The following is a 23,195-nucleotide window of genomic DNA, read 5'->3' as shown; positions in this document are numbered from 1 at the left end:
AGAAAACCGCGCCAGGCGGCCGGCTGAGTAGAATTATCAAAAGCTCTTAGTAATCGTCGCTCTTTTCCGGGGGTACCAGGCCTTCGATGCCGGCGAGCAGATCTTCCTCGCTCATGCGGTCGAAAGCGATGTTCTCCTCGGCATCGTCGGCGTCGGCTGCGACAGCGGTCGCGCCGGTCTGGTCGGTGATCGCCTCGCCCTCGGCTTCCGGCTCATCGACCTCGACATGCTTCTGCAGCGAGTGGATCAGGTCTTCCTTGAGGTCGTCGGGCGACAGCGTCTCGTCGGCGATCTCGCGCAGCGCGATGACCGGGTTCTTGTCATTGTCGCGCGGAACGGTGATCTGCGCGCCCTGGCTGATCTGGCGGGCGCGGTGGCCGGCGAGCAGCACGAGTTCAAAACGGTTGTCGACCTTGTCGATGCAATCTTCAACGGTTACGCGGGCCATGGACTGCCCCTTTCATGCGATGGATTTGATGGAAAGCTGGCGCGCTCCATAACGCGGGCGCGCCCGAAATACAAGCTTTATGGCGCCAGCGCCAACTTGGCCGCCCTCTCGCCCGGCTTATCATCTGAGCGCGCCATGGTCAGCTTAGATAGTCGCGATCACAATTGCTTGCAATGCGAGGCCTGCCCTTGGATATCCACAAATTGCGCGTTATCTCGGATGTGACGGTACCGAGGTCCATTTGCCGGGCCTATTCGTCGAACGCTTTTAAGACGACAGAATTTTTTGAAAGGGATGTTTTTCAATGTTCGATCCCCGTGAAAAGATCGCTCTTTTCATCGACGGCGCCAATCTCTACGCCACCTCGCGCGCGCTGGGGTTCGACATTGACTACCGCAAGCTTCTGTCGAGTTTCCAGAAGCGGGGCTATCTGCTGCGCGCCTATTATTACACCGCGCTGGTCGAGGATCAGGAATATTCCTCGATCCGGCCGCTGATCGACTGGCTCGACTATAACGGCTTCAAGGTGGTGACCAAGCCCGCCAAGGAATTCACCGACTCGACCGGCCGCCGCAAGATCAAGGGCAACATGGACATCGAGCTGACCGTCGATGCGCTGGAACTCGCCGATGTCGTCGACCACTATGTCATCTTCTCCGGCGACGGCGATTTCCGCACGCTGGTCGAGGCGCTGCAGCGGCGCGGCCGCAAAGTGTCCATCATCTCGACCATGGCTTCGCAGCCGCCGATGATTTCCGACGATCTGCGCCGGCAGGCTGACCATTTCATCGACCTGATGACGCTGAAGAGCGAGGTCGGCCGCGACCCGTCCGAGCGGCCGGCGCGCCGGCCGGAACCCGCCGAAGTCGACGAGGACGATTATTGACGGGCGGCGGCCTTGAGCGCCGCGCCCTCCCCCGAACCCAGCCGCGACTGCCCGCTTTGCCCGCGACTGCATGATTTCATCGCTGCCTGGCGCGAGCGCGAGCCCAGCTGGTTCAACGCGCCGGTGCCGACTTTCCTGCCACCCGAGGGTGAAGATTCAGTCCGCCTGCTGATCGTCGGGCTGGCGCCTGGGCTGCGCGGCGCCAACCGGACCGGCCGCCCCTTCACCGGCGACTATGCCGGCGACCTGCTCTACGGCACGATGATCGCGCAGGGCCTGGCGCGCGGCGAGTTCAAGGCGCGGCCGGATGACGGGCTCGAGTTGGTCGGCACGGCGATCACCAATGCGGTGCGCTGCGTGCCGCCGGAGAACAAGCCGGTGGGCGCCGAGATCGCCACCTGCCGGACTTTTCTGAGACCGACCATCGCGCGCTTTCCCAATCTGCGCGCCATCCTGACGCTGGGTTCGATCGCGCACCAGTCGACGGTGCGGGCGCTGGGTGAGCGCGTCGCGGCCATTCCGTTCCGCCATGGCGGAAGGCAGGAGGCCGGCGGCATCGCGCTGTTTTCCAGCTATCACTGCTCGCGCTACAACACCAATACGGGCGTACTGACGGAGGAGATGTTCGTCAGCGTGTTCAGGGAGATTGCGGCGTTCCTGAAGAACTAGATTCAGGCGCCCCGATGGTCCGGCGGTTATACCGGCAGCAGCGCATCCGGCTTCACGTCGCCGATCGAGGCGTAGGTGTGCGTCTCCTTCACTCCAGGCAGAGGTAGGATGACGCGGGTCAGGAAATCCTGATAGGCGGTCATCTCCGAGATGCGCGCCTTCACCAGATAATCGAAGCCGCCGACGACCATATGGCATTCCAGCACCTCTGGCGCCTTGGTCACCGCCTCGGCAAACCGCTCGAAAATATGCGGCGCCGTATGGTCGAGACGCACCTCGATGAAGACGAGCGTGCCACGCCCGATCTTTGCCGGATTGAGCACGGCCCTGACCGCGGTGATGTAGCCTTCCCGAAACAGCCGCTTAACGCGGAGGCTGGTGCCGGTCGGCGACAGGCCGACACGCGCCGCCAGATCGAGTGTGGTACGGCGTCCATCTTCCTGCAGCAGCCGCAGGAGATTGCGGTCGATCGCGTCGAGGTCGCTTGCTTCCGGATTCACTTTAAAACTGCCTTTTTGATGTGAGTTCCGCTGCCATTTTCCAAAATGAGCGTATTTCAACGCAGGAACCTGAACAATAGCCTGCGCTTTGGCCGCAGCCGTGGAGATGGTCTTCACCTGAGGTGACCTATGGGTGGCAAGTCGTGGCGGACGCAGGCAACACAGGAAATACGAGACTGGCGATCATCGCCGGCCTCACCATGATCGGCATCTATGCTATCCAATTCGTCGCCGCCCGCTTCAGCCTCAGGGAGCATCTGACGGCGACGGATCTCGCCGCCTTGCGCTTTGGCGGCGCCGGGGTGGTCTTTCTGCCGATCGTCTGGCGCGGCGGCTTCGCAAGCATGAGGGCGCTTGGATGGCGACGGGCCCTGGCTTTGGCGGCGCTGGCCGGATTGCCTTATCCGCTGATCATCAATTGGGGCCTGACCTATGCCCCTGCCGCCCATGCGGCGGCGCTTTGTCCAGCCTCGATCGTCTTCTTTTCGTTCCTGCTGTCGCGCATCGTCTTCCATGACGGCACTTCGCAGCAACGGACCATCGGTGTCCTCGCGATCATCGCGGGCCTGTTCCTCTTCATCGCGCCGGCGCGCGACGGAGCCGGCAGCGTTCTGTTCGGCGACATGCTTTTCATCGGATCGGGGCTGATGTTCTCGACCTATGCCGTTCTTGTCCGGCGCTGGCATGCCGATCCCGTCACGGCGACAGCCGCGGTGGTGCTCCTGTCCTGCCTGCCGCTGCCGGTTCTCTATCTTTTGGCACCAAGCCAAATCCAAGCAGCGGCCGTCGGGGAAATCATCGCTCAGATCGTGATCCAGGGGATTCTGGCCGGCGCGGCCGCCATGTTTCTTTATACTTACATCGTCCGGCAACTGGGGCCGCAGGCGGCATCGCTGTTCCTGCCCGGCATACCGATCGCCACCGTGCTTGTCGGCATGGCCGTACTCGGCGAAACGCCGATGACGATCCAGTTCGCAGCCATCGCCATCATGGCCGCCGGAATGGGCTTGTCGGCGATCGGAGGACGTGTTGCCAGCAAACGTCTTGGTGCACCGGCGCCGGGAGGATCGTGAGCCTTCAGCGGCGCGGCAAACACTTCAAGGGCCTGCAATTCGAGGCGTCGGCGCGAACAGCTCGGCCAGCGTCTCGCGGCTGCCCTTCAGCACGTTGAGATCGACATCGCCTTCGATGCCGTCGACGCGGCCCATATTGTGATACTGCCAGTAGATCCAGTCCCTCTCGCGCGGCCTGATCGCCAATGAACGCAGCCAGCGCTGGCGCGCGATGATGGTTGCGGAATAGGCGTCGGCCGCCTCGTCGGTCAGGTAGAAGATCGCCTGCTTGCCGAACGCCGTCTCGACCGGGCCGAGGAAAGCGGCAAGCTCGGTGTTCAACTGCTCGGGCGACAGCCGCTGCGGGCAGTTGCCGCCGAATTCGATGTCGACAACCGGCGGCAAAAGCGGCTCGCCGCGCGGCACCGCGGCGATAAAATTCTTCGCCTGGTCGGCCCCCGGCCGGCAGAAGGTGAAGAAGTGATAGGCGCCGACCGCGAGGCCAGCCGCGCGGGCTTCGCGTAGATTCGTGGCGAACAGGGTGTCAACATGCGTGCCGCCTTCGGTTGCCTTGATGATGGCAAAGGCGACATCGTCGGCCGCGACGCGCCGCCAGTCGATCTTGCCCTGGTGGTGCGAGACATCGATGCCGCGGATCGGGAACTCCGCGCGATCCGGCGAAAAGCCACGGAACCAGAAATAGGCGCCGACCGCGACGGCGCAGGCGACAACCACGCCGGCAACGCTCCAGAAAACGATCCGCTTCCCCAAAAATGGCCCCCTGTCGGAAGGTGCGTTCGCGCCGGAACAGAGGAGTGCCCGGTGGCTTTTTTCAGGCGCGTTTGTGCAGGCAACAATGAAAAGCCTAGCCGCGCTCTTTCAGCAGCCGGCCCTTCTCGCGCGACCAGTCACGCTGCTTTTCAGTCTCGCGCTTGTCATGCAGTTTCTTGCCACGGGCGATCGCCAGCAGCAGCTTGGCGCGGCCGCGGTCGTTGAAATAGATCTTCAGCGGCACCAGCGTCATGCCCTCGCGCTCGACGCTTTGCGAGAGTTTGGCCATCTCGCGTTTCGAGACCAGCAATTTGCGGCGCCGGCGCGGCTCGTGGTTGAAGCGGTTGGCCTGCAGATATTCCGGCAGATAAGAATTGATCAGCCAAATCTCGCCGCCCTCCGCGGAGGCGTAACTCTCCTGGATGTTGGCCTGGCCCTGGCGCAGGGACTTGACCTCGGTGCCGGTCAGCACCAAGCCGGTCTCGATCGTGTCGAGCACCTCGTAGGAAAAGCGCGCCTTGCGGTTTTCGGCGACCGTCCTGTTGTTGGGGTCGGCTTTCTTGACTTGATTCATAATGCGGAGAGGTGGCGCCTCATCCCTAATTAATCAAGCCGGCGTGCTTCATCGCCTGGTCGATCTTTTCAGCCGTCGAGGCCTCGATCGTCACCAGCGGCGAGCGCACCACGTTTTCGACCTTGCCAAGCTTCGAGAGCGCATATTTGGCGCCGCACAGGCCGGGCTCGATGAAGATCGCCTTATGCAGCGGCAAGAGCCGGTCCTGGAGCTCGAGCGCCTTGGCGCTGTCGCCGGAGAGCGTCGCTTCCTGGAACTCGGCGCAGAGCCGCGGCGCGACATTCGACGTCACCGAGATGCAGCCGACGCCGCCATGGGCGTTGAAGCCGAGCGCGGACGCATCCTCGCCGGAGAGCTGGATGAAGTCCTTGCCGCAGGTCATGCGCTGCTCGGAGACGCGTTCGACCTTGCCGGTGGCATCCTTGACGCCGACGATGTTCTTGAAGTCGTGGGCCAGCCTGCCCATCGTCTCGGGCGTCATGTCGATCACCGAGCGCGGCGGGATGTTGTAGATGATGATCGGCAGGCTGGTCGCCCGGGCGACAGCCGCGAAATGCTCATAAAGGCCGCGCTGCGTGGGCTTGTTGTAGTAAGGCGTGACGACAAGGGCGGCATCGGCTCCGGCCTGTTCGGCGTACTTCACCAAGCCGACCGCTTCCTCGGTATTGTTGGAGCCTGCGCCTGCCACGACCGGCACCCTGCCCTTGGCCACCTCGATGGCGACCTTCACGACATGGCGGTGCTCATCATGCGAGAGCGTCGGCGACTCGCCTGTGGTTCCCACCGGGACGAGGCCCTTGGTGCCCTCGGCGATCTGCCATTCGATGAAAGCGCGAAAGGCTTTCTCGTCGAAACGCCCGCTCTTTTCGAACGGTGTGACGAGCGCAGTCAGCGAGCCTCTCAGCATGTCTTCCAAACTCCTTGGAACTCTCAGGAACGTATCAGGTTTGTCGGTCGGTTTACTTGCGCGCCTTCTAACCGAAAGCGAAGCCGCGCACCATAGTCTCGACATGGTTCAGCGGCAAGCATCGGCGTAGTGCCAGCAAGCGCAATTCGAACGGCCTCGATAACCTTTTGTTTACGAGCCTTTCACGACCTAAGTTTAGGCTCTGCTTCGGGGCTCCCGGTCCCCGCGCCTGCTGACGATGTGCTAGGATTGCAACCATGCCGACGAGGCGGCCTCATCTCTTCGCGCTTTTCGGCGCGATCGTCGCGCTGACGCCCACCATGGCGATCGGCGGCAGCGTCGATGCGCGCGCGACGGCTTCTATTCCCATGCCCGACGCGCCGCAGGCGCCTGGCCAGACGTCGGTCGCCCCCGACATCGCGCAATTGAAGAGCGGGCTCGACGCGCTCGCCGCCAACAACATTGCCGGCGCGCGCAATGCGCGCGACACGCTGCCCGCGACTTCGCTCGACCGGCACATCCTGGCCTGGGCGATCGCGCTCTATGGCGGCGACCAGGTGCCGAGCGGCGAGATTGCCGATGCCGCCAAGATGCTTCCCGGATGGCCGGGCACGATCGCGCTGCGCAAGAACAGCGAACGTGCGCTCTATCGCGAAAATCCGCCGCCGCAAATGGTGGTTCAGGCTTTTGGCCGCAGCCAGCCGCTGACGCCCGAGGGCGTCATCGTCCTTGCCCGCTCGCAGGTGGCGCTTGGCAACCAGGCGGCTGCGCGTGCGGTGCTGGTGCCCTTCTGGCGCACGGAAAAGCTGGAAGCCAAGGACGAGAGCGCCATCATCAAGGAGTTCGGTACGCTGATCCCGGCGGCCGACCATCGCTACCGCATGGAGCGCATGTTTTACGCCGACCGGCCGGCCTCGGCGCTGCGCGTTGCCGGTCTCGCCGGCGCACAGCAGCTGGCGGATGCCTGGGCGGCGGCCGACAAGGGCGACAAGAACGCCGCCAAGCTCTTGAAGGCGGTGCCGGCGGCGCAGCGTTCGGCCGGCTATTTCTTCGCCGAGGCGGAATATCTGCGCAAGCAGCAGAAATTCGCCGATGCCGCCACTGTCGTGATGAAAGCGCCGACGGATAGCGATTCGCTGGTCGATGCCGATGCCTGGTGGGTGGAACGGCGTGTGCTCTCGCGCGAGCTGGTCGACCAGGGCGACATGAAGACCGCCTACAGAATCGTCTCCATGCATGCGGCCGAAAGCCCGGCCAATGCTGCCGAGGCCGAATTCCATGCCGGCTGGTATGCATTGCGCGGCCTCAACGACCCGGCGACCGCCGCAGGCCACTTCACGCGCATCACCGAGCTCGCCCAGGGACCGGTGTCGCTGTCGCGCGCCTATTACTGGCTCGGCCGCGCGGCGGAAGTCGGCGGCCCGGGCAGCGCCAAGGACTATTTCACGCGCGCGGCCAGCTATGGCACGACCTTCTATGGCCAGCTCGCCGGCGAGCGCGTGGGGTTGAGGACACTCAACATCGTCTATCCGAAGCCGAGTGCGGCCGACCGCCAGAGCTTCGACGGGCGCGAGGCGGTGAGCGCGATCAAGCGACTGCAGGAGGCGGGCTACGACCGCTATGCCGAGACGCTCTACCGCGACCTTGCCGGGCAATTGACCAGCCCCGGCGAGCTGGCGCTGCTTGCGGTGCTGGCCGAGAAGCAGGGCAACCATTTCATGGCGCTGAAGGTCGGCAAGATCGCCGCGCAGCGCGGCATCGATGTCGGCGCGCTGTCGCATCCGCTCGGTGTCATTCCCGATACGGCCAATATTTCCGGGTCCGGCAAGGCGCTCGCCTATGCTATTGCCCGCCAGGAAAGCGAGTTCAATGTCGGCGCCGTTTCCAGCGCCGGCGCGCGCGGCCTGCTGCAGTTGATGCCGGGCACGGCCAAGCAATTGGCCAAGAAGGCCGGCATGAGCTTCTCGCAGGCGCGGCTGACGAGCGATGCCGGCTACAATGCGACGCTGGGCTCGGCTTTCCTCGGCGAACAGCTCGACCGCTTCGGCGGCTCCTATGTGCTGACCTTCGCCGGCTACAATGCCGGCCCCAACCGCGCCGCCCAGTGGGTGGCGAAATACGGCGACCCGCGCGGCAAGGACGTGGATGCGGTCGTCGACTGGATCGAGCGGATTCCCTACACAGAAACAAGAAGTTACGTGCAGCGCGTGATGGAGAATTATGAGGTCTACAAGATGCGTATTTCGGGCAAATACGACATCGTGGGCGATCTGGTGAACGGGCGGGGGTGAGGCGGCGTCCGCAAGGCGTTTAAGGTCGAGTTCCTTCGCGCCCCCCTCTGTCCTGCCGGACATCTCCCCCACTTGGGGGGAGATCAGCTGTCGCGCCGGCTTTCGCCAGCCTCCAGCGCCGCAGAATAGGTGAGGCGTGCGAACTGCCAATCTCCCCCCTTGTGGGGGAGATGTCCGGCAGGACAGAGGGGGGCGCTGTCCCGCCAGCGTAAGATACTTCCTGCGCTGCTTCCTATTTGACGATCCTCACTCTCGCCTGTAGCTGTCCCTTCGATCCAGCGAGCACAGCACTCCGATGACGAGCGACGAAGGTTTCTCCGACTTTTTTTATACCGCACCCGATGGCCTGAAACTCCATGCACGGATTTACGGCGAGGCGAACACCGCCTGGTGGCCGGTCATTTGTCTGCCCGGCCTGACCCGCAATGCCCGCGACTTCCATGAACTGGCGCTCTACCTGTCAGGGAAGGCGAATATTCCCCGCAAGGTCATCGCCTTCGACTATCGCGGGCGCGGGCTGTCCGATTACGATCCCGATATCAGCCACTATAATGTCGGGGTCGAAGCCGGGGACGTGCTTGCCGGGCTCTCAGCGCTCGGCATCGAGCAGGCCGCCTTCATCGGCACCTCGCGCGGCGGCCTGATCATCCATGTGCTCGGCGCGCTGAAGCCGACCGTGCTGAAGGCCATCGTGCTCAACGACATTGGCCCTGTAATCGAGACGGAGGGGCTGGCCCATATCCGCTCCTATCTCGACCGCGCGCCGAAGCCGAAGACGCTCGCCGAGGCGGTGGATACCCAGCGGCGCGTGCATGGCGCCGATTTTCCGGCGCTCACCGACGTCGACTGGGCGCGGATGGTCCGGGCAATCTGCCGCGAGACGGCGGCCGGCTGGGTGCCGGATTTCGACCCGACGCTCGTCGACACGCTGGCCAGCGTCGATTTCAGCAAACCGCTGCCGGATCTGTGGCCGCAGTTCGATGCTTTGGCCGCCGTGCCGCTGCTTGCCATTCGCGGCAGCACTTCGAAGCTGCTGTCCGCTGCGACCGTCGAGGAGATGGGAAGGCGTCATCCCGGCATGGAGACGATCACCGTCGAAGGTCAGGGACACGCGCCCTTTCTGGAAACCGGTACTCTGCCGCGGGACATTGCGGATTTCCTCGATCGAGCAGAGCGCAAATCAAAATAAAGTAAAGCCCGAGACTAACTCAACCTCGGGCCTGTCGATAAAATATAGAGTCTCCGACACGCGGCACGTGCCTATTTGCCCTTGGAGCTCTTGCGCCGCGCCTTCGCTGGCTCCGCTCCGCTCTCCTTGCGAGCGGCTTTGCCAGGTGACGGCGCGGTCAGGGGAGAGGCAAAGACGGAGTTCTCCGCGGCGCTCGGCGCCTGATCGGCACGCGGCTTCTCGAGAACGACGACACAGCCATCGAGATCGTTGGTGGCGAGGTGCGCGTAACGCATGGTCATCGACAGCGTCTGGTGGCCAAGCCACATCTGGACGCGCCTGATGTCGATACCGCCCTGGACGAGGCGTGAAGCACAAGTGTGACGCAGGATGTGCGGCACCACCTGCTCGTCGGCGCCGAGACCGACCTCGGCCTTCGCCTCGTTCCAGATGGCGCGGTACTGCGCCTGGCTGAGCTTGGTAAACGGGCCCTTCGGCCGGCGGCCTTCGGTGTTTGGCGGCAGCTTGATCACCTCCTTGACCCGTTCGGTCATCGGAATGGTGCGGCTGCGGCCGGATTTGGTGATCCAGAAGGAGACGCGATGTTCCTGGATGTCGTTCCAGATCAGGCCGAGCGCCTCGCCGAGGCGGCAGCCGGTATCGACCAGGAAGACGGAGAGCCTGTAGGCATCCTCGCTGCGGCTCCTGATCGCGGCAAACAGCCTCGCCTCTTCGTCCCTTTCAAGGAAACGAATCCGTCCCGCCCGCTCCTTCTGGCGGCGGAACTCAGGCAGGCTGTGGATATCTCCCATCTTATGAGCCTTGCGCAGCAGCTTGCTGAGTGCAGCCATCTTGCGATTGATGGTTGCGTTGCTGTTCCCGCGCTGGCGCAAGGTACCGATAAGATTGTCCAGGGTGTTCTGGTCAAAGGTGCTGAAACGCTCTCCGAGAAGGATCTCGTCTATTTCACCGATGAAAGAGCTGACATTGTATTTATGCCGCCCATCATCCCAGAGTATATCCCGGTATGCTGCAAAGAGTTCCCCGATCCTGTGCGATTTTACTTCCCGGATCTTGTTATAGGTGTACCTAAACTTCGAGTTCTGGGAAGAAAATACCGCAAAATGACCAGAGGGTTCCCCCTCTTGAATCGCTTCGTTCGACATTTTTAGCCACACCCCCTGTGGTTAAGCCTTCAGCCCTAACCGTTCGGAGATGTCCTTTCAAGAGTTTTCGAGTCTGGCGGCCGACCACATCCGCCGGTGGCGGATCCCACAAAGTCGCTCCACAGACCCGATCAGCTTACCGTTTCACCCCCATCCTTTCGTTTGCTTCGACCAATCGCGAAAACAAAACGGCCCGGGCGTGGAGACGCCCGGGCCGGATTTCAGTTGTGGTCCAGCCCTTAGAACGAGCGCTGGAAGCGGAGGAGACCGCCGACGCTGTTCTTCTTGTCGGCGCCGGTCCAGTTGAAGTTGCCAAACTGGTTGAACTTGCCGTCGTGATCCCAGTCAACTTCGGCCGTGACCGTGAAGCCAGGAACGACGTCGTACGCGATGTTCGCCGCCACACCGTAGTTCTTGTCGTCGTCACCCGACGCCTGAATGTTGAACGAGGTCTTCTCGTTGAACTTGTAGGTGCCGCCGACCCACCAGGCCCAGTTGCCGCCCCACTGCTTGTAGAAGCCGCGGCCTTGGGCCCCCGCGATGCCACTGGTGCCAGGGATTGCCCAAGTCGGATCCGACAGGTTGTCGTCGGTGCCGTAGCCGACCATGCCGAACAGCGAGATCGCGTCGTTGACGGTCACATCCAAGCGAACCTTGGTAGCCACTTCCTCGTAGTTGCTGTCATAGGCAACCACACCGGAGATCGCGCCCCAACCCTGCGTCCACTTCAAGCCGCCGACGACATGCGGAACGTAGCTGTCGATCGTGCCCTTGGTGCCAGAACCTTCTTCGAGCGAGACCACCGCCGAGAAGCCGTTGCCGGCGTCGAAGTAGTACTGGACGACGTTGGTGTCGAAATCGCCGTAGGGAACGATCGTATCCTGGATGACGTTGCCGGCGTAGCCGATGAACGTGTTGAAGGCCGATTCGTCCTTACCGACGCGCAGGCCACCGAGCTGGATCCAGGCGAAGTTCAGCGAAGTGCCCTTGTTGCCTGCGGGGTTGCCGATCGGGTCGCCGCCGGTGGTGAAGGCGCCGTAGCCGTTGCGGTTGCCGAAGTTCCAGCGGGTCTCGACGTAGGTCTTCAACGTGCCGAGCTCGGTTTCCTGGCCGGTCCACAACTTCAGCGTGAAGCGGGCATTCTTGTAGAAGGTGCTCTGCTCATCGCCGTCCTCGTGGTCGAACGACTTCGCGCCGTCGAACGAGCCGACGTCGCCGACGCCGATGTCGTAACGGACATAGCCGCCGATGCGCAGGCAGGTCTCGGTACCGGGGATGTAGAAGTAGCCCGAGCCGTAGACGTCGCAGATCTTGACGTATTCAGCCGGTTCCGGCTCGGCGACGGTCACCGCGTCGGCGGCGCGAGCACCGGAAACTGCGATCAGGGCCGCAGCTGAGCCGAGAAGAAGGCTCTTGATGTTCATTTTCTGACCTCCAGTCAAAAGTTAAAAAACGGGTCTGGGTATTTTTTGCTGAAGGACAGCGTTCCCTGCCCCATCCCCACTACCGAAAAAGATGCGCACCGCGCCGCTCCTTCGAAGATGACCTTTACTCAGGCGGCGGCAGCGTTCAACCACGATCGTATCGGCAGAAGCCCCATCCGGACGCTATCCCCGGACGTTGTTGCACAAATGACACGATTTGGCCTCACTCCGAAAGCTCTCGTTAACCATCGGGGCCTTGCAGCGCCGGAATCGGGTCAAATCCGGCAATGGCAGGACCGAATTGCGGCATGTCGGCGAGTCGCGAGCCAGGCAAATGCCGCAGAATCGCCATCTGGAGCGGCGGGACCGTGCCCGCCCGCCGATTTTTCGCTGATTATGGCGCCGGCTTGTTGATTGTGCCGACGCTTTTCTTTATCCAGCGGCGCGACGGAGAGGTGGCCGAGTGGTCGAAGGCGCTCCCCTGCTAAGGGAGTAGAGGTCAAAAGCTTCTCGTGGGTTCGAATCCCATCCTCTCCGCCATCCTGCTTCGCTCTTCGAGCTTCGCAGGATTGGCCCTTGATACTTCCTGCGAATCCCTTGCAAAGCTTGGCTCCGAAGCCTCCGGACGTCGTCATCCCAGGGCGGAGCAGGAGCGAAGCTCCGTCGCGAAGACCCTGGGATCCATGCCGTTACTTTGATCGAAGGGCGCAGCGGAGCAGAATTCTGCACCGTCGCAACGCATTGATGTCACGGCATGGATCCTGGGGTCTGCGCGCGTCGCTTCGCTCCTTGCTCCGCCCCAGGATGACGAAGGTAGAAATGCTTCGGCCAATCTCCAAGGTTCGCGATCACCACTTGCAACGCATCTTTCGCAACGCCTTTTCGCCCCCACAAATGCGTGCTGTGACATTCGCATTGCTCTGTCGTGACTCCGCAGAGCGGCATCATTTTCCGAAAAAGCAGAGCAATATCAACCCATTGCCGTAAGAATGCCCGTCGCAGGTTCGGCTCTTCCGTCCGATTCTGACTGGAGGTCAGAAAATGAACATCAAGAGCCTTCTTCTCGGCTCAGCTGCGGCCCTGATCGCAGTTTCGGGCGCCCGCGCCGCCGACGCGGTGACCGTCGCCGAGCCGGAACCGGCTGAATACGTCAAGATCTGCGACGTGTACGGCTCGGGCTATTTCTACATCCCCGGCACCGAGACCTGCCTGCGCATCGGCGGCTATGTCCGTTACGACATCGGCGTCGGCGACGTCGGCTCGTTCGACGGCGCGAAGTCGTTCGACCACGAGGACGGCGATGAGCAGAGCACCTTCTACAAGAACACCCGCTTCACGCTGAAGACCTGGACCGGCCAGGAAACCGAGCTCGGCACGTTGAAGACCTACACCGAAACCCGCTTCAACTTCGGCAACCGCAACGGCTACGGCGCGGTCAGCACCGACACCGCTGGCGCCGTGCATCCGCTCGGCAATGTCGCCGGCAACAAGAACGTCTCGCTGAACTTCGCCTGGATCCAGCTCGGTGGCCTGCGCGTCGGTAAGGACGAATCGGCCTTCGATACGTTCATCGGCTACGCCGGCAACGTCATCCAGGATACGATCGTTCCGTATGGCGATTTCGACACCAACGTCGTCCAGTACTACTTCGACGCCGGCAACGGCTTCTCGGCGGTGGTCTCGCTCGAAGAAGGTTCGGGCGTCGTCGGCACGATCGACAGCTACGTTCCGCATGTCGTCGGCGGCTTGAAGTGGACTCAAGGTTGGGGCGCGATCTCCGGTGTAGTTGCCTATGACAGCAACTACGAGGAAGTCGCCGGCAAGGTCCGCCTGGACGTGAATGTCACCAACGAACTGTCATTGTTCGGCATATTCGGCTATGGCAGTGACGACAACCTCAACGACTCGAGCTATGCCATCCCGGCTGGTGACCGCGGCTTCTACAAGATCTGGGGCGGCAACTGGGCGTTCTGGGCCGGCGGCACCTACAAGTTCAACGAGAAGACCTCGTTCAACCTCCAGGTGTCGGGTGACGAGGACAAGAACTATGGCGTGGCGGCGAACATCGCTTACGACATCGTCCCCGGCTTCACGGTCACGGCCGAAGTCGACTGGGATCACTTCGGCAAGTTCGACGAGTGGAACGCGGATCACTCTTCGACCGTCAACTGGACCGGTGCCGACAAGAAGAACAGCGTCGGCGGTCTGCTCCGCTTCCAGCGCTCGTTCTAACAGGCACTGCCCGATTGAATCGAAAACCCGGCGGGCGACCGCCGGGTTTTTTGTAGTGGAGTGGCTATCAGATCAAGCTGCCGCTACAGCAACAATGAACACCTGACAGGCTATCATCTGCCGGAAATCGGATCGCCGACTGAAACTAAGCTCAGGTATCGGCCAGATCTCCCAACGCTTCGATCAAGGGCTGGATCTCGCTTTCGTAATTCTTCCATCGCTTGACCGACGACTTGTAGATCGGCTGGCGAACCTGCCAATTGCTATAGGTGTTTACTGAGCCAGCCCTATCAAAGAAGCGCAAGCAGCCTTCGTCCCACGGCAGCCCGAGATAATCTATCAAGCGGTGCGACTGCTCCTCTTGGTTCTCGATCAATGTCTCGTAGCGGTTTTCGAAGATGCGCCCCGGAAGGATCTTGCTCCAGTGCCGCATTAGGCGATCGTATTCCCTGTAGTAGAGTCCAAGAGTCTGAAGATCGCCGCTGTAGCTGTGCGCTTCACTGAATTGCAGGACGAAACAGGAGATGCAATTGTCGATGGCGTCACGGCGACAATGAATGATGCGCGCGTTGGGAAACAGAACGCCGACAAGGCCGATCAGCTCGAAATTGTGGGGCATCTTGTCGACGATTCGGAGTGCGGCGGGTGCTCGCTCACGCAGATAGGCGAGGTGCTCGTCTGCCAGTGTCCTGGTCAGATCGGGGGTCATTTTGGCAATCGATTTGCCGAGGTCTGCGCCGGTACGGTCCTTGAGCCCGAGTCCATTGGCTGTTCGCGCAAGCTTGCCGAGCTCGCCGGCGCCATGGACGTCAGGATGGCTGGCGCAAATCTGCTCCGTCAGGGTAGTGCCCGAGCGAGGCATACCGACGACGAATACAGGCGCCTCCGAGGGATTGCCGTAAGCGGCCATTGAAGCCACCAGCTCGGGCGTGAAGGTTTCGATCATGGCATCGACCCAGCGACGGTAGCTTCCTATGTCGAATGTTTGGCCCCCAGCCTTCTTTCCTTGTTTGAAGTGGTCTATCGCCTCCTTGTAGCGACGGAGGTCGTTGAGCACCTTTCCGGCGGCGTGATGGAGCGCTGCCGCTCCCTCCGGCACCTGGCCTGGATCCTGAAGTTCCGTCAGGATCGCCGCGAGCTCTGGCGGCTCTTCCGTGTACTTTCGGGTGCGTACAAGTGCGTTATAGGCCGTGGGCACGGCAATGCGCCGTTCTATCGCCTCCTTCAAATGAATTGCGGCCTCGTCCATGCGTCCGAGGCTTGTGAGCGCTCGGGGCAGCCCGATCCGGGCCAGAGGGTGATCTCGGTCGATCTTCAGCGCCCTCTCAAAAAGCGACAGCGCCATTTCTCCCTTGTCAAATGAGTTGTAGGCATCGCCCAGGGCGCAAAGAGCCTCCACCAGGTCCGGCTTCAAAGCCAAGGCCTGCTGAATGTGCCTGATTGCCGGCGTGAATTCGCTGAGCTTCTGGTAGGTCTCACCGAGGGTAAGGTGATAGTAAGGATTTCGCGGCTCCTCTGCGACCGCACGGGCAAAGTACCGCAAGGCCTTCTCGCTATCGTATTCGATGCCGAGGGTCCCCAAGATGTAAAAAGCCAGCGGATGGTTTGGCGTCCTTGCCAGAACCTTGAGACAGAGTTCCTCGGCCTCAGGCAATTGCTCGGCTTTTTGCAGCTCAAGCGCCTGCCTCAACAGCATATCGTCGGCCCGATTACGGAGCGGACCGGCTTTCGGCTGGGCTTTGGGTGGCCCAGCTTTCGGCGATACCGCCCTCGCCGAGGGCTGCGTCTTGAGGTGCTTTGCCCAGGCGGGCGGCAATCGGTTGCTCATCCCGCCTCGCTAGCAAAAGCGGCAGGCAGAATCCAGCGATACGTCGTCCACATCGAGGTCAACAGCAGGCTTCCGCCGAAGCGTTCACCGGACCCATGCAACCGGCAAACCTCTTGGGGGCTGGTGCTGGGTACGGATCGAGCGAGCCGATTCAGCTTGCCACCCAACTTGCACCCACCCCTCGCCCGCGCTAGCAAGAAGCCCCCTCTTCAAGCGAGCCTGTGCCATGCTTCGTCGCCCTTCCCTCACCCCGATCATCGGTGCGCTTCCCACCACGGTGCCGTTTGTCGGGCCGGAGGCGCAGGAGCGCGAGCGCGGGCGGCCTTTTCGCGCCCGCATCGGCGCCAATGAAAGCAGTTTCGGCCCTTCGCCGCGCGTCATCGCCCGTATGGAGAGCGTCGCCCGCGACCAGTGGATGTATTGCGATCCCGACAATTACGAGCTGAAGGTGGCGGCGGCCGCGCATCACGGCGTGGCCGTCGAAAACGTGGTCGTCGGCGAAGGCATTGACGGGCTGCTCGGCCTGGTGGCGCGCATGTATGTCGCCCCGGGCGACGCGGTCGTGACCTCGCTTGGCGCCTACCCCACCTTCAATTTCCACATCGCCGGCGTCGGCGGCCGGCTGGTGACGGTGCCCTATGCCAACGACAAGGAAGACCTGGACGGGCTGCTCGCCAAGGTCGTCAGCGAAAAGGCTCCGCTGGTCTATCTCTCCAATCCCGACAATCCGATGGGAAGCTGGTGGGAGGCGCCGGATATCGTCCGCTTCATCGAGGCGCTGCCGGAAACCACCATGCTGGTGCTCGACGAGGCCTATGGTGAGTTGGGCCCGGCCTCGGCGCTGCCGGCGATCGATATCGCGCGGCCGAACGTCGTCCGCATGCGCACCTTCTCCAAGGCCTACGGCCTGGCCGGCATACGCTGCGGCTACGCGGTTGCGGAAGCGGAGGTGATCCGCGACTTCGAGAAGATCCGCAACCATTACGGCGTCAGCCGTATGGCGCAGATCGCCGGCCTCGAGGCGCTTGCCGACCAGGATTACCTGCGCTCGGTGGTGGCGCGCGTGGCGGCAGGCCGCGAGCGCATTTCGACCATCGCCAGGCAGAACGACCTGAAGCCGTTGCCGTCGGCAACCAACTTCGTCACCATCGATTGCGGCCGCGACGGCGCCTTCGCGCTGAAGGTTATGCAAAACCTCTTGTCGCGCGACGTGTTCATCCGCAAGCCGATGGCACCAAGACTCGACCGCTGCATAAGGGTCAGCGTCGGGCTCGACCATGAGCTCGACATCTTTGCCGAGGAACTGCCGGGTGCGCTCGCGGCGGCGCGGGGGGACTGACCGAACCCCGGCCCCTGCTTCCCAGGGAGCAGATCGGGCGATTCACATTCCCGCGGCTGCCAGCAGGCGTGCCACGCGCTTCAGCGCATCGGAAAGCTCAGCGGCTTGGTCGTCCTCGAGCTTGACGGTCAGGCGGGCGAGATCGCGGTTCGTCGCCGCCTCGAGATCGACCAGCGCGGCCTTGCCGCGCCTGGTCAGCACAAGAACGGGCTGCCCGTTCTCCGGGTCGTCGCGCATTTCCGCCAACCCCATGGCGGCGAACTTCCGAAGCACCCGCATGAGATAGGCAGGGGCAAGGTTGAGTTCTCCGGCCAGTTCGGATGCAACCGGCGCGAGGTCGAGATGAAACATGCGCGCCAGCAGACCGGCCCTTCCACCGCCCGGCCGGGGCTTGCGCCCGAGCTCGAACAGCACGCGGGCCTCGACCAATGTGTAAGGGCTCTGCATCAAGGTCTCGTCGAGCAGCCCGACCAGCCCGGTATAGAACCGGTCGAAGCGACGGATCTCATGGACCAGGGCCTCGTGCTGCATGCTGGGCCTCCTTGGGGCGTGCATTCAGATAATTTCCCCATTGGTTGACTGAGTCAATTATTTAATCCACCGGCGCCACCTATCCCTCAAACCGATTGCATTTGACCCCTCGTGCGCCAGATTGATGGGGAAGATACTGGAGCGGACGATGCAGGATAAGCAAAGAGCCGTTCGGGCGCGTGTTTCCGGCACGGTGCAAGGCGTGAGCTACCGTGTCTGGACGCGTGGCGAGGCCATGCGTCTCGGGCTGACAGGTTGGGTCCGCAACGAGCGCGACGGCTCGGTCACGGCGCTGATTGCCGGCGCCGATGCCGCTGTCACGGCGATGATCGATCGCCTGTGGCAGGGGCCGCGCGGCGCGCTCGTCTCGAAGGTCGAGATCGAGGAAGCGGGCGACGACGCGCCGGCGGATTTCAGGATCATCGTCTAGCGCCATTCCTCGCCCCACGACAGTGGGGAGAGGTGGCGCGGCGAAGCCGCGACGGAGAGGGGAACAGCGCAATCTTGATGAATTTCGGAACAAACCCGCCCGCGCCGCAACCCCCGCTCCGTCTCGGGCTTCGCCCGAGCCACCTCTCCCCCGCTTTGCGGGGGCGAGGAATTGCTCTCTTCCCACCTTGAATTAATTGAACGTTCGTTTTATTAGTGCTGTTGGAGGCGAATATGGCACGCACCACAGGCTCAGACGGGGAAAAGACCGAGGCGGCCGTTCGCGAGGCGGCGGTCAGCCTGATCGCTCGCCTGGGCTATGAGGCGATGTCGATGCGCCAGCTGGCGGCGGAGGTCGGCGTGCAGGCGGCCGCGCTCTACCGCTACTTCCCGACCAAGGAAGATCTGCTTTTCACCTTGATGCGAGGGCATATGGAAGGTCTGCTCAGGGCCTGGGAAGCGGCGCGGCCGGCGAGCGCCGATCCGGTCACCCGGCTTGCCGCCTATGTCGAGAACCACATCGCCTTCCACATCGAGCGGCGCCACGCCACCCATGTCTCCAACATGGAGCTGCGCAGCCTGTCGCATGAAAGGCTGACGCAGATCCTTAGGATGCGCACAGCCTATGAGAAGGAGTTGCGCACGGTCCTGCGCGACGGCGCCGAGGCCGGCGCTTTCGAGATCGACGATACAGGCCTGACCGCCATGGCGCTGATCCAGATGATGACCGGCGTCATCGTCTGGTTCCGTCCGGGCGAACGACTGTCGATCGCCGAAGTCACGGCATCATATCTTTCGATGACAATGCGCCTGGTCGGCGCGACAATCAGCCATGGCACCGCGCGTCCTTCCGGCCGCGCCGGAGACGCCGTGGCACTCTGATACAGGCATGATTCCCGCGAAGACCGGGGCGTGCGCAGGGAGGAACGGCATGTACACGAAAACACTCAGCTTCGGACTTGATCCCGACATCGAGGCGCTGCGCGACACCGTGAGGCGCTTTGCCCAGGACCGCATCGCGCCGATCGCGGCGGAGATCGACCGTTCCAACGAGTTCCCGACGCATCTTTGGGGCGAGCTCGGCGCGCTCGGCCTGCTCGGCATCACTGCCGATCCGGACTTCGGCGGCAGCGGCATGGGCTATCTCGCGCATGTGGTTGCAATGGAAGAAATCTCCCGCGCGTCCGCCTCCGTCGGCCTCTCCTACGGCGCGCATTCGAATCTCTGCGTCAACCAGATCAACCGCTGGGCCACTCCGGCGCAGAAGGAGAAGTACCTGCCTGCCCTTTGCTCGGGCGAAACCGTCGGCGCGCTGGCGATGTCGGAGCCCGGCGCCGGCTCCGACGTGGTGTCGCTCAGGCTGCGCGCCGAAAAGCGCAACGACCGCTATGTGCTCAACGGCTCGAAAATGTGGATCACCAACGGCCCCGACGCCGGAACGATGGTGGTCTATGCGAAGACCGATCCGGAGCGCCACTCGCGCGGCATCACCGCTTTCATCGTCGAAAAGACGATGGCCGGCTTTTCGGTGGCGCAGAAGCTCGACAAGCTCGGCATGCGCGGCTCCAACACCGGCGAGCTCGTCTTCGAGAATGTCGAGGTGCCGTTCGAGAACGTGCTGCATGAGGAAGGGCGCGGCGTCGAGGTCCTGATGTCGGGGCTCGACTATGAGCGGGCAGTGCTTTCCGGAGGCCCGATCGGGCTGATGGCGGCCTGCCTCGACGTCGCCGTGCCTTACGTGCACGAGCGCAAGCAGTTCGGCCAGCCGATCGGCACGTTCCAGCTGGTGCAGGGCAAGCTCGCCGACATGTACACGACGATGAACGCCGCGCGGGCTTACGTCTATGCGGTGGCGGCCGCCTGCGACCGCGGCGAGACCACGCGCAAAGACGCCGCCGGCTGCGTGCTCTTCGCCGCCGAAAAGGCCACGCAGATGGCGCTCGACACGATCCAGCTTCTCGGCGGCAACGGCTATATCAACGATTACCCGACGGGACGGCTGCTGCGCGACGCCAAACTCTACGAGATCGGCGCCGGCACCAGCGAGATCCGCCGCTGGCTGATCGGCCGAGAGATCATGGCGGAGGGGGTGTGATGCCCCTCTCCGCCATGTCAGCCGAACGCCTTGGGCAGGTCATCGGTTGGCTTGGCAACGATCTGATGCGCGTCGCGCCACAGGATCTCGCGCTGTCGCGCCGACGTGATCGGCCGCACTGGCAAGCCGCCCTCTTCGATCAGCCAGGCACAATAACGCGCACGACTGATCGCTTCCCTGGCGTCCGGATGGAACCAGCAGATGCCCCAAATCGAATTCCGGCGCTTGAAATGCCGGCCGACCCGGCCTGGAATGGGCAGATGCCGGTTGAACCAGTCGAACTGATCGTCCAGCTCGCCCTGAATCCACTCAGGGCATCCATTCCGGTACAGATACCAGGACGCATGAAAAAAGCCGGTCTCCACCCGGCTGTTCGGATGGATCAGCGGCGTTACAAACCGCACATACATGATGACACCCACAGCGCCTGCGGGCGCCGTGTTCCTCTTGCTCAGATTCGGGACGTGGAAGGCCGCCCTTCGGCGGCGTCAGGCCATGGCCGAAGGGAGACATCTGGTGAAACGCATATCCATGCTTTCCATCGTCGCCTCCTGAGGGTGTCATACGCACAAAAGATGCCACGCTTGGCACGCTGCATCCGGGCGCGGGCTGTTACACTGGTTCCGCTACGGCATCAAGAGGTGTGAGGAACAAATTGGCCACACTGCAAACCCAGATCTCCCCCTCCTCCGACACATTCCGCGCCAATGCCGAGCGCATGCGGGCGCTGGTCGACGACATCGCCGAGAAAGCGGCGAACATCGAGCGCGGCGGCTCGGATGAGGCGCGTGAGCGCCACCAAGGCCGCGGCAAGCTGTTGCCGCGCGAGCGGCTGGCGCAATTGCTCGACACCGGCTCGCCCTTCCTCGAAGTCGGGCAGTTCGCGGCCTGGTCGATGTATGGCGAGGATATTCCCGCCGCCGGCATCATCACCGGCATCGGCCGCGTCGAGGGCACGCAGGTGATGGTCGTCGTCAACGACGCCACGGTGAAGGGCGGCACCTATTATCCGCTGACGGTGAAGAAGCATCTGAGGGCGCAGGAGATCGCGCTGCAGAACAATTTGCCCTGCGTCTATCTGGTCGACAGCGGCGGCGCCAATCTGCCGAACCAGGACGAGGTGTTTCCCGACCGCGAGCATTTCGGCCGCATCTTCTACAACCAGGCCAACATGTCGGCGGCCGGCATCCCGCAGATCGCCTGCGTGATGGGTTCCTGCACGGCGGGCGGCGCCTATGTGCCGGCGATGTCGGATGAGACGATCATGGTGCGCAACCAGGCGACCATTTTTCTCGGCGGCCCGCCCCTGGTGAAGGCCGCCACCGGAGAGGATGTCAGCGCCGAAGAGCTCGGCGGCGCCGATGTGCACACAAGGCTTTCCGGCGTCGCCGACCACTATGCCATGGATGACGAACACGCCTTGGCCATTTGCCGGCGTATCGTCAAGAACTTGAATCGCAACAAGGGCGTAAGCCTCAATTTGCAGAAGCCGATTCAACCGCTTTACAATCCGCAGGAACTCTATGGCGTCGTGCCGACCGACCTGCGCCAACCCTACGACGTGCGCGAGGTGATCGCGCGTCTCGTCGACGGTTCGGAGTTCGACGAGTTCAAGCAGAACTACGGCACGACGCTGGTGACGGGCTTCGCCCATCTGCACGGCATGCCGGTCGGCATTCTCGGCAACAATGGCGTGCTGTTTTCGGAAAGCGCGCTGAAGGGCGCGCATTTCATCGAGCTCTGCTGCCAGCGCGGCATTCCGCTGATCTTTTTGCAGAACATCACCGGCTTCATGGTGGGCAGGAAATACGAGGCCGGCGGCATCGCCAAGGACGGCGCCAAGCTGGTGATGGCGGTCGCCACCGCGAAGGTGCCGAAGCTCACCGTGATCATCGGCGGCTCGTTCGGCGCCGGCAATTACGGCATGTGCGGCCGCGCCTATTCGCCCCGCTTCCTGTGGATGTGGCCCAACGCGCGCATCTCGGTGATGGGAGGCGAGCAGGCGGCGACCGTGCTCGCCATGGTCAAGCGCGAGGGCATCGAGCGCAAGGGCGGTGCCTGGAGCGCCGAGGAGGAAGCGAAGTTCAGGAAGCCTATCCTTATGAAATACGAGCATGAGGGCCACCCGCTCTATTCTTCGGCAAGGCTCTGGGACGATGGCATCATCGATCCGGCCAAGACCCGCGAGGTGCTGGCGCTCAGCCTCTCCGCCGCACTTAATGCCGGTGTCGAGGAGACGAAGTTCGGCGTGTTCAGGATGTGACGATGAGCATCAGCGATCGGATCGGCATCCACACCGGCGACATCACCAGGCTTGCGGTCGACGCCATCGTCAATGCCGCCAATTCGTCGCTGCTCGGCGGCGGCGGCGTCGATGGCGCCATCCATCGCGCGGCGGGACCCGAGCTCGTCGCCGAATGCCGCAGGCTTCATGGCTGCAAGACCGGCGACGCCAAGCTGACCAGGGGCTACCGCCTGCCGGCGCGCTATGTCATCCACACGGTCGGTCCGGTCTGGCAAGGCGGCGGCCAGGGCGAGGCCGAGCTGCTCGCCTCGTGCTATCGGCGCTCGCTTGCGATCGCCAGCCACCAAGGCTTCTTGACGATCGCGTTCCCAGCCATCTCGACCGGCATCTACGGCTATCCGAAGGTCGAAGCGACCGGCATTGCCGTCGACACCGTAACCGACTTCCTGCGGCAAGACCCTCTGCTCGAGACCGTCACTTTCTGCTGCTTCGACGAGCAGACGGCGGAACTTCACCGGCAAGCCGTTGCTGTTCTTGGGAAGGGCTGAACTTATGGATCAACAGATTTCCTGGCCCAGGCAAAGGCGAACTACATCCGGATGGCTAGCACGGGCGAAAAATATTCGTTACTCCTCATCCT

22 protein-coding genes and 1 tRNA gene are annotated in these 23,195 nt (G+C 62.8%); 13 read left to right on the top strand and 10 right to left on the bottom strand.

Annotated features, from left to right (window positions below; translation table 11 throughout):
• Window positions 1–46 precede the first annotated feature (46 nt).
• Window positions 47–448 carry a DNA-directed RNA polymerase subunit omega gene (gene rpoZ / locus EN862_RS13475; protein WP_042637845.1) on the bottom strand — a complete coding sequence of 134 codons (402 nt, stop codon included), beginning with the start codon at window positions 446–448 and terminating at the stop codon, window positions 47–49.
• Between the two features lie 304 nt (window positions 449–752).
• Here rpoZ and EN862_RS13470 point away from each other — a divergent pair, with 304 nt between their 5' ends.
• Together EN862_RS13470 and EN862_RS13465 are read left to right on the top strand one after the other, a co-directional pair.
• On the top strand, window positions 753–1,334 hold the full coding sequence (locus EN862_RS13470) for an NYN domain-containing protein (RefSeq protein WP_042637844.1): 582 nt from the start codon (window positions 753–755) through the stop codon (window positions 1,332–1,334).
• Window positions 1,335–1,346: 12 nt separating this feature from the next.
• Window positions 1,347–2,003 (top strand): uracil-DNA glycosylase, encoded by a 657-nt coding sequence (locus EN862_RS13465; protein ID WP_127867228.1) that lies wholly within the window; start codon window positions 1,347–1,349, stop codon window positions 2,001–2,003.
• A gap of 26 nt (window positions 2,004–2,029) precedes the next feature.
• On the opposite strand, the gene EN862_RS13460 is transcribed toward EN862_RS13465, so the two are convergent.
• Window positions 2,030–2,503, bottom strand: a complete 474-nt coding sequence (locus EN862_RS13460) for an Lrp/AsnC ligand binding domain-containing protein (protein WP_127867301.1) — start codon at window positions 2,501–2,503, stop codon at window positions 2,030–2,032.
• 143 nt (window positions 2,504–2,646) lie between these two features.
• Here EN862_RS13460 and EN862_RS13455 point away from each other — a divergent pair, with 143 nt between their 5' ends.
• On the top strand, window positions 2,647–3,576 hold the full coding sequence (locus EN862_RS13455) for a DMT family transporter (RefSeq protein WP_127867227.1): 930 nt from the start codon (window positions 2,647–2,649) through the stop codon (window positions 3,574–3,576).
• 24 nt (window positions 3,577–3,600) lie between these two features.
• Here EN862_RS13455 and EN862_RS13450 read toward each other — a convergent pair whose 3' ends face one another.
• From EN862_RS13450 to dapA, 3 genes are all read right to left on the bottom strand, one after another.
• Entirely contained in the window at window positions 3,601–4,326 is a 726-nt protein-coding gene (locus EN862_RS13450; RefSeq protein ID WP_127867226.1) for a GH25 family lysozyme, read from the bottom strand.
• Between the two features lie 94 nt (window positions 4,327–4,420).
• Window positions 4,421–4,900, bottom strand: a complete 480-nt coding sequence (gene smpB / locus EN862_RS13445; RefSeq protein ID WP_041002108.1) for an SsrA-binding protein SmpB — start codon at window positions 4,898–4,900, stop codon at window positions 4,421–4,423.
• 25 nt (window positions 4,901–4,925) lie between these two features.
• Entirely contained in the window at window positions 4,926–5,807 is an 882-nt protein-coding gene (gene dapA / locus EN862_RS13440) for a 4-hydroxy-tetrahydrodipicolinate synthase (RefSeq protein ID WP_127867225.1), read from the bottom strand.
• Between the two features lie 257 nt (window positions 5,808–6,064).
• Between dapA and EN862_RS13435 the strand changes: the two genes are divergently transcribed.
• Window positions 6,065–8,098, top strand: a complete 2,034-nt coding sequence (locus tag EN862_RS13435; RefSeq protein ID WP_127867224.1) for a lytic transglycosylase domain-containing protein — start codon at window positions 6,065–6,067, stop codon at window positions 8,096–8,098.
• 295 nt (window positions 8,099–8,393) lie between these two features.
• On the top strand, window positions 8,394–9,287 hold the full coding sequence (locus EN862_RS13425) for an alpha/beta hydrolase (protein WP_127867223.1): 894 nt from the start codon (window positions 8,394–8,396) through the stop codon (window positions 9,285–9,287).
• Between the two features lie 71 nt (window positions 9,288–9,358).
• Here EN862_RS13425 and EN862_RS13420 read toward each other — a convergent pair whose 3' ends face one another.
• Both EN862_RS13420 and EN862_RS13415 read right to left on the bottom strand, forming a co-directional pair.
• Complete coding sequence (locus EN862_RS13420) at window positions 9,359–10,432, bottom strand: site-specific integrase (protein WP_127867222.1); 1,074 nt, start codon at window positions 10,430–10,432, stop codon at window positions 9,359–9,361.
• Between the two features lie 239 nt (window positions 10,433–10,671).
• The gene (locus tag EN862_RS13415) at window positions 10,672–11,856 is read right to left on the bottom strand and encodes a porin (RefSeq protein ID WP_127867221.1); all 1,185 of its coding nucleotides are present in this window, start codon (window positions 11,854–11,856) and stop codon (window positions 10,672–10,674) included.
• Between the two features lie 449 nt (window positions 11,857–12,305).
• Between EN862_RS13415 and EN862_RS13410 the strand changes: the two genes are divergently transcribed.
• Window positions 12,306–12,396, top strand: a tRNA-Ser gene (locus EN862_RS13410).
• Window positions 12,397–12,897: 501 nt separating this feature from the next.
• Window positions 12,898–14,088: a porin gene (locus tag EN862_RS13405; RefSeq protein WP_127867220.1), complete on the top strand. Its 1,191-nt coding sequence runs from the start codon at window positions 12,898–12,900 to the stop codon at window positions 14,086–14,088.
• Window positions 14,089–14,239: 151 nt separating this feature from the next.
• Here EN862_RS13405 and EN862_RS13400 read toward each other — a convergent pair whose 3' ends face one another.
• Entirely contained in the window at window positions 14,240–15,916 is a 1,677-nt protein-coding gene (locus tag EN862_RS13400) for a sulfotransferase (RefSeq protein WP_127867219.1), read from the bottom strand.
• A 226-nt stretch (window positions 15,917–16,142) separates the two neighbouring features.
• Here EN862_RS13400 and EN862_RS13395 point away from each other — a divergent pair, with 226 nt between their 5' ends.
• Window positions 16,143–17,255 carry a pyridoxal phosphate-dependent aminotransferase gene (locus tag EN862_RS13395; RefSeq protein WP_127867218.1) on the top strand — a complete coding sequence of 371 codons (1,113 nt, stop codon included), beginning with the start codon at window positions 16,143–16,145 and terminating at the stop codon, window positions 17,253–17,255.
• Between the two features lie 42 nt (window positions 17,256–17,297).
• On the opposite strand, the gene EN862_RS13390 is transcribed toward EN862_RS13395, so the two are convergent.
• Entirely contained in the window at window positions 17,298–17,786 is a 489-nt protein-coding gene (locus tag EN862_RS13390; protein ID WP_127867217.1) for a MarR family winged helix-turn-helix transcriptional regulator, read from the bottom strand.
• Between the two features lie 148 nt (window positions 17,787–17,934).
• Here EN862_RS13390 and EN862_RS13385 point away from each other — a divergent pair, with 148 nt between their 5' ends.
• The 3 genes from EN862_RS13385 (at window position 17,935) to EN862_RS13375 (ending at window position 20,310) form a co-directional block, all read left to right on the top strand.
• Entirely contained in the window at window positions 17,935–18,216 is a 282-nt protein-coding gene (locus tag EN862_RS13385) for an acylphosphatase (protein ID WP_127867216.1), read from the top strand.
• A 233-nt stretch (window positions 18,217–18,449) separates the two neighbouring features.
• Window positions 18,450–19,097 carry a TetR/AcrR family transcriptional regulator gene (locus EN862_RS13380; protein ID WP_127867215.1) on the top strand — a complete coding sequence of 216 codons (648 nt, stop codon included), beginning with the start codon at window positions 18,450–18,452 and terminating at the stop codon, window positions 19,095–19,097.
• Between the two features lie 49 nt (window positions 19,098–19,146).
• Window positions 19,147–20,310, top strand: a complete 1,164-nt coding sequence (locus EN862_RS13375) for an isovaleryl-CoA dehydrogenase (protein WP_127867214.1) — start codon at window positions 19,147–19,149, stop codon at window positions 20,308–20,310.
• Window positions 20,311–20,327: 17 nt separating this feature from the next.
• Here the strand turns inward: EN862_RS13375 and EN862_RS13370 are convergent, their stop codons facing one another.
• The gene (locus EN862_RS13370; protein ID WP_127867213.1) at window positions 20,328–20,720 is read right to left on the bottom strand and encodes a hypothetical protein; all 393 of its coding nucleotides are present in this window, start codon (window positions 20,718–20,720) and stop codon (window positions 20,328–20,330) included.
• Window positions 20,721–20,965: 245 nt separating this feature from the next.
• Here EN862_RS13370 and EN862_RS13365 point away from each other — a divergent pair, with 245 nt between their 5' ends.
• A complete protein-coding gene (locus EN862_RS13365; RefSeq protein ID WP_127867212.1) occupies window positions 20,966–22,573 on the top strand; it encodes a carboxyl transferase domain-containing protein in 1,608 nt (535 codons plus the stop codon).
• Window positions 22,574–22,575: 2 nt separating this feature from the next.
• Window positions 22,576–23,103, top strand: coding sequence for an O-acetyl-ADP-ribose deacetylase (locus EN862_RS13360; RefSeq protein WP_127867211.1), 528 nt, complete (start codon window positions 22,576–22,578; stop codon window positions 23,101–23,103).
• The last annotated feature ends 92 nt before the right edge of the window (window positions 23,104–23,195 follow it).

Origin of the sequence: Mesorhizobium sp. M2E.F.Ca.ET.219.01.1.1 (genome assembly GCF_004016445.2) — a bacterium.
Classification (GTDB): Bacteria; Pseudomonadota; Alphaproteobacteria; order Rhizobiales; family Rhizobiaceae; genus Mesorhizobium.
Note: the sequence above shows the minus strand (reverse complement) of the source record. Positions and strands in the feature narration are given on the sequence as shown.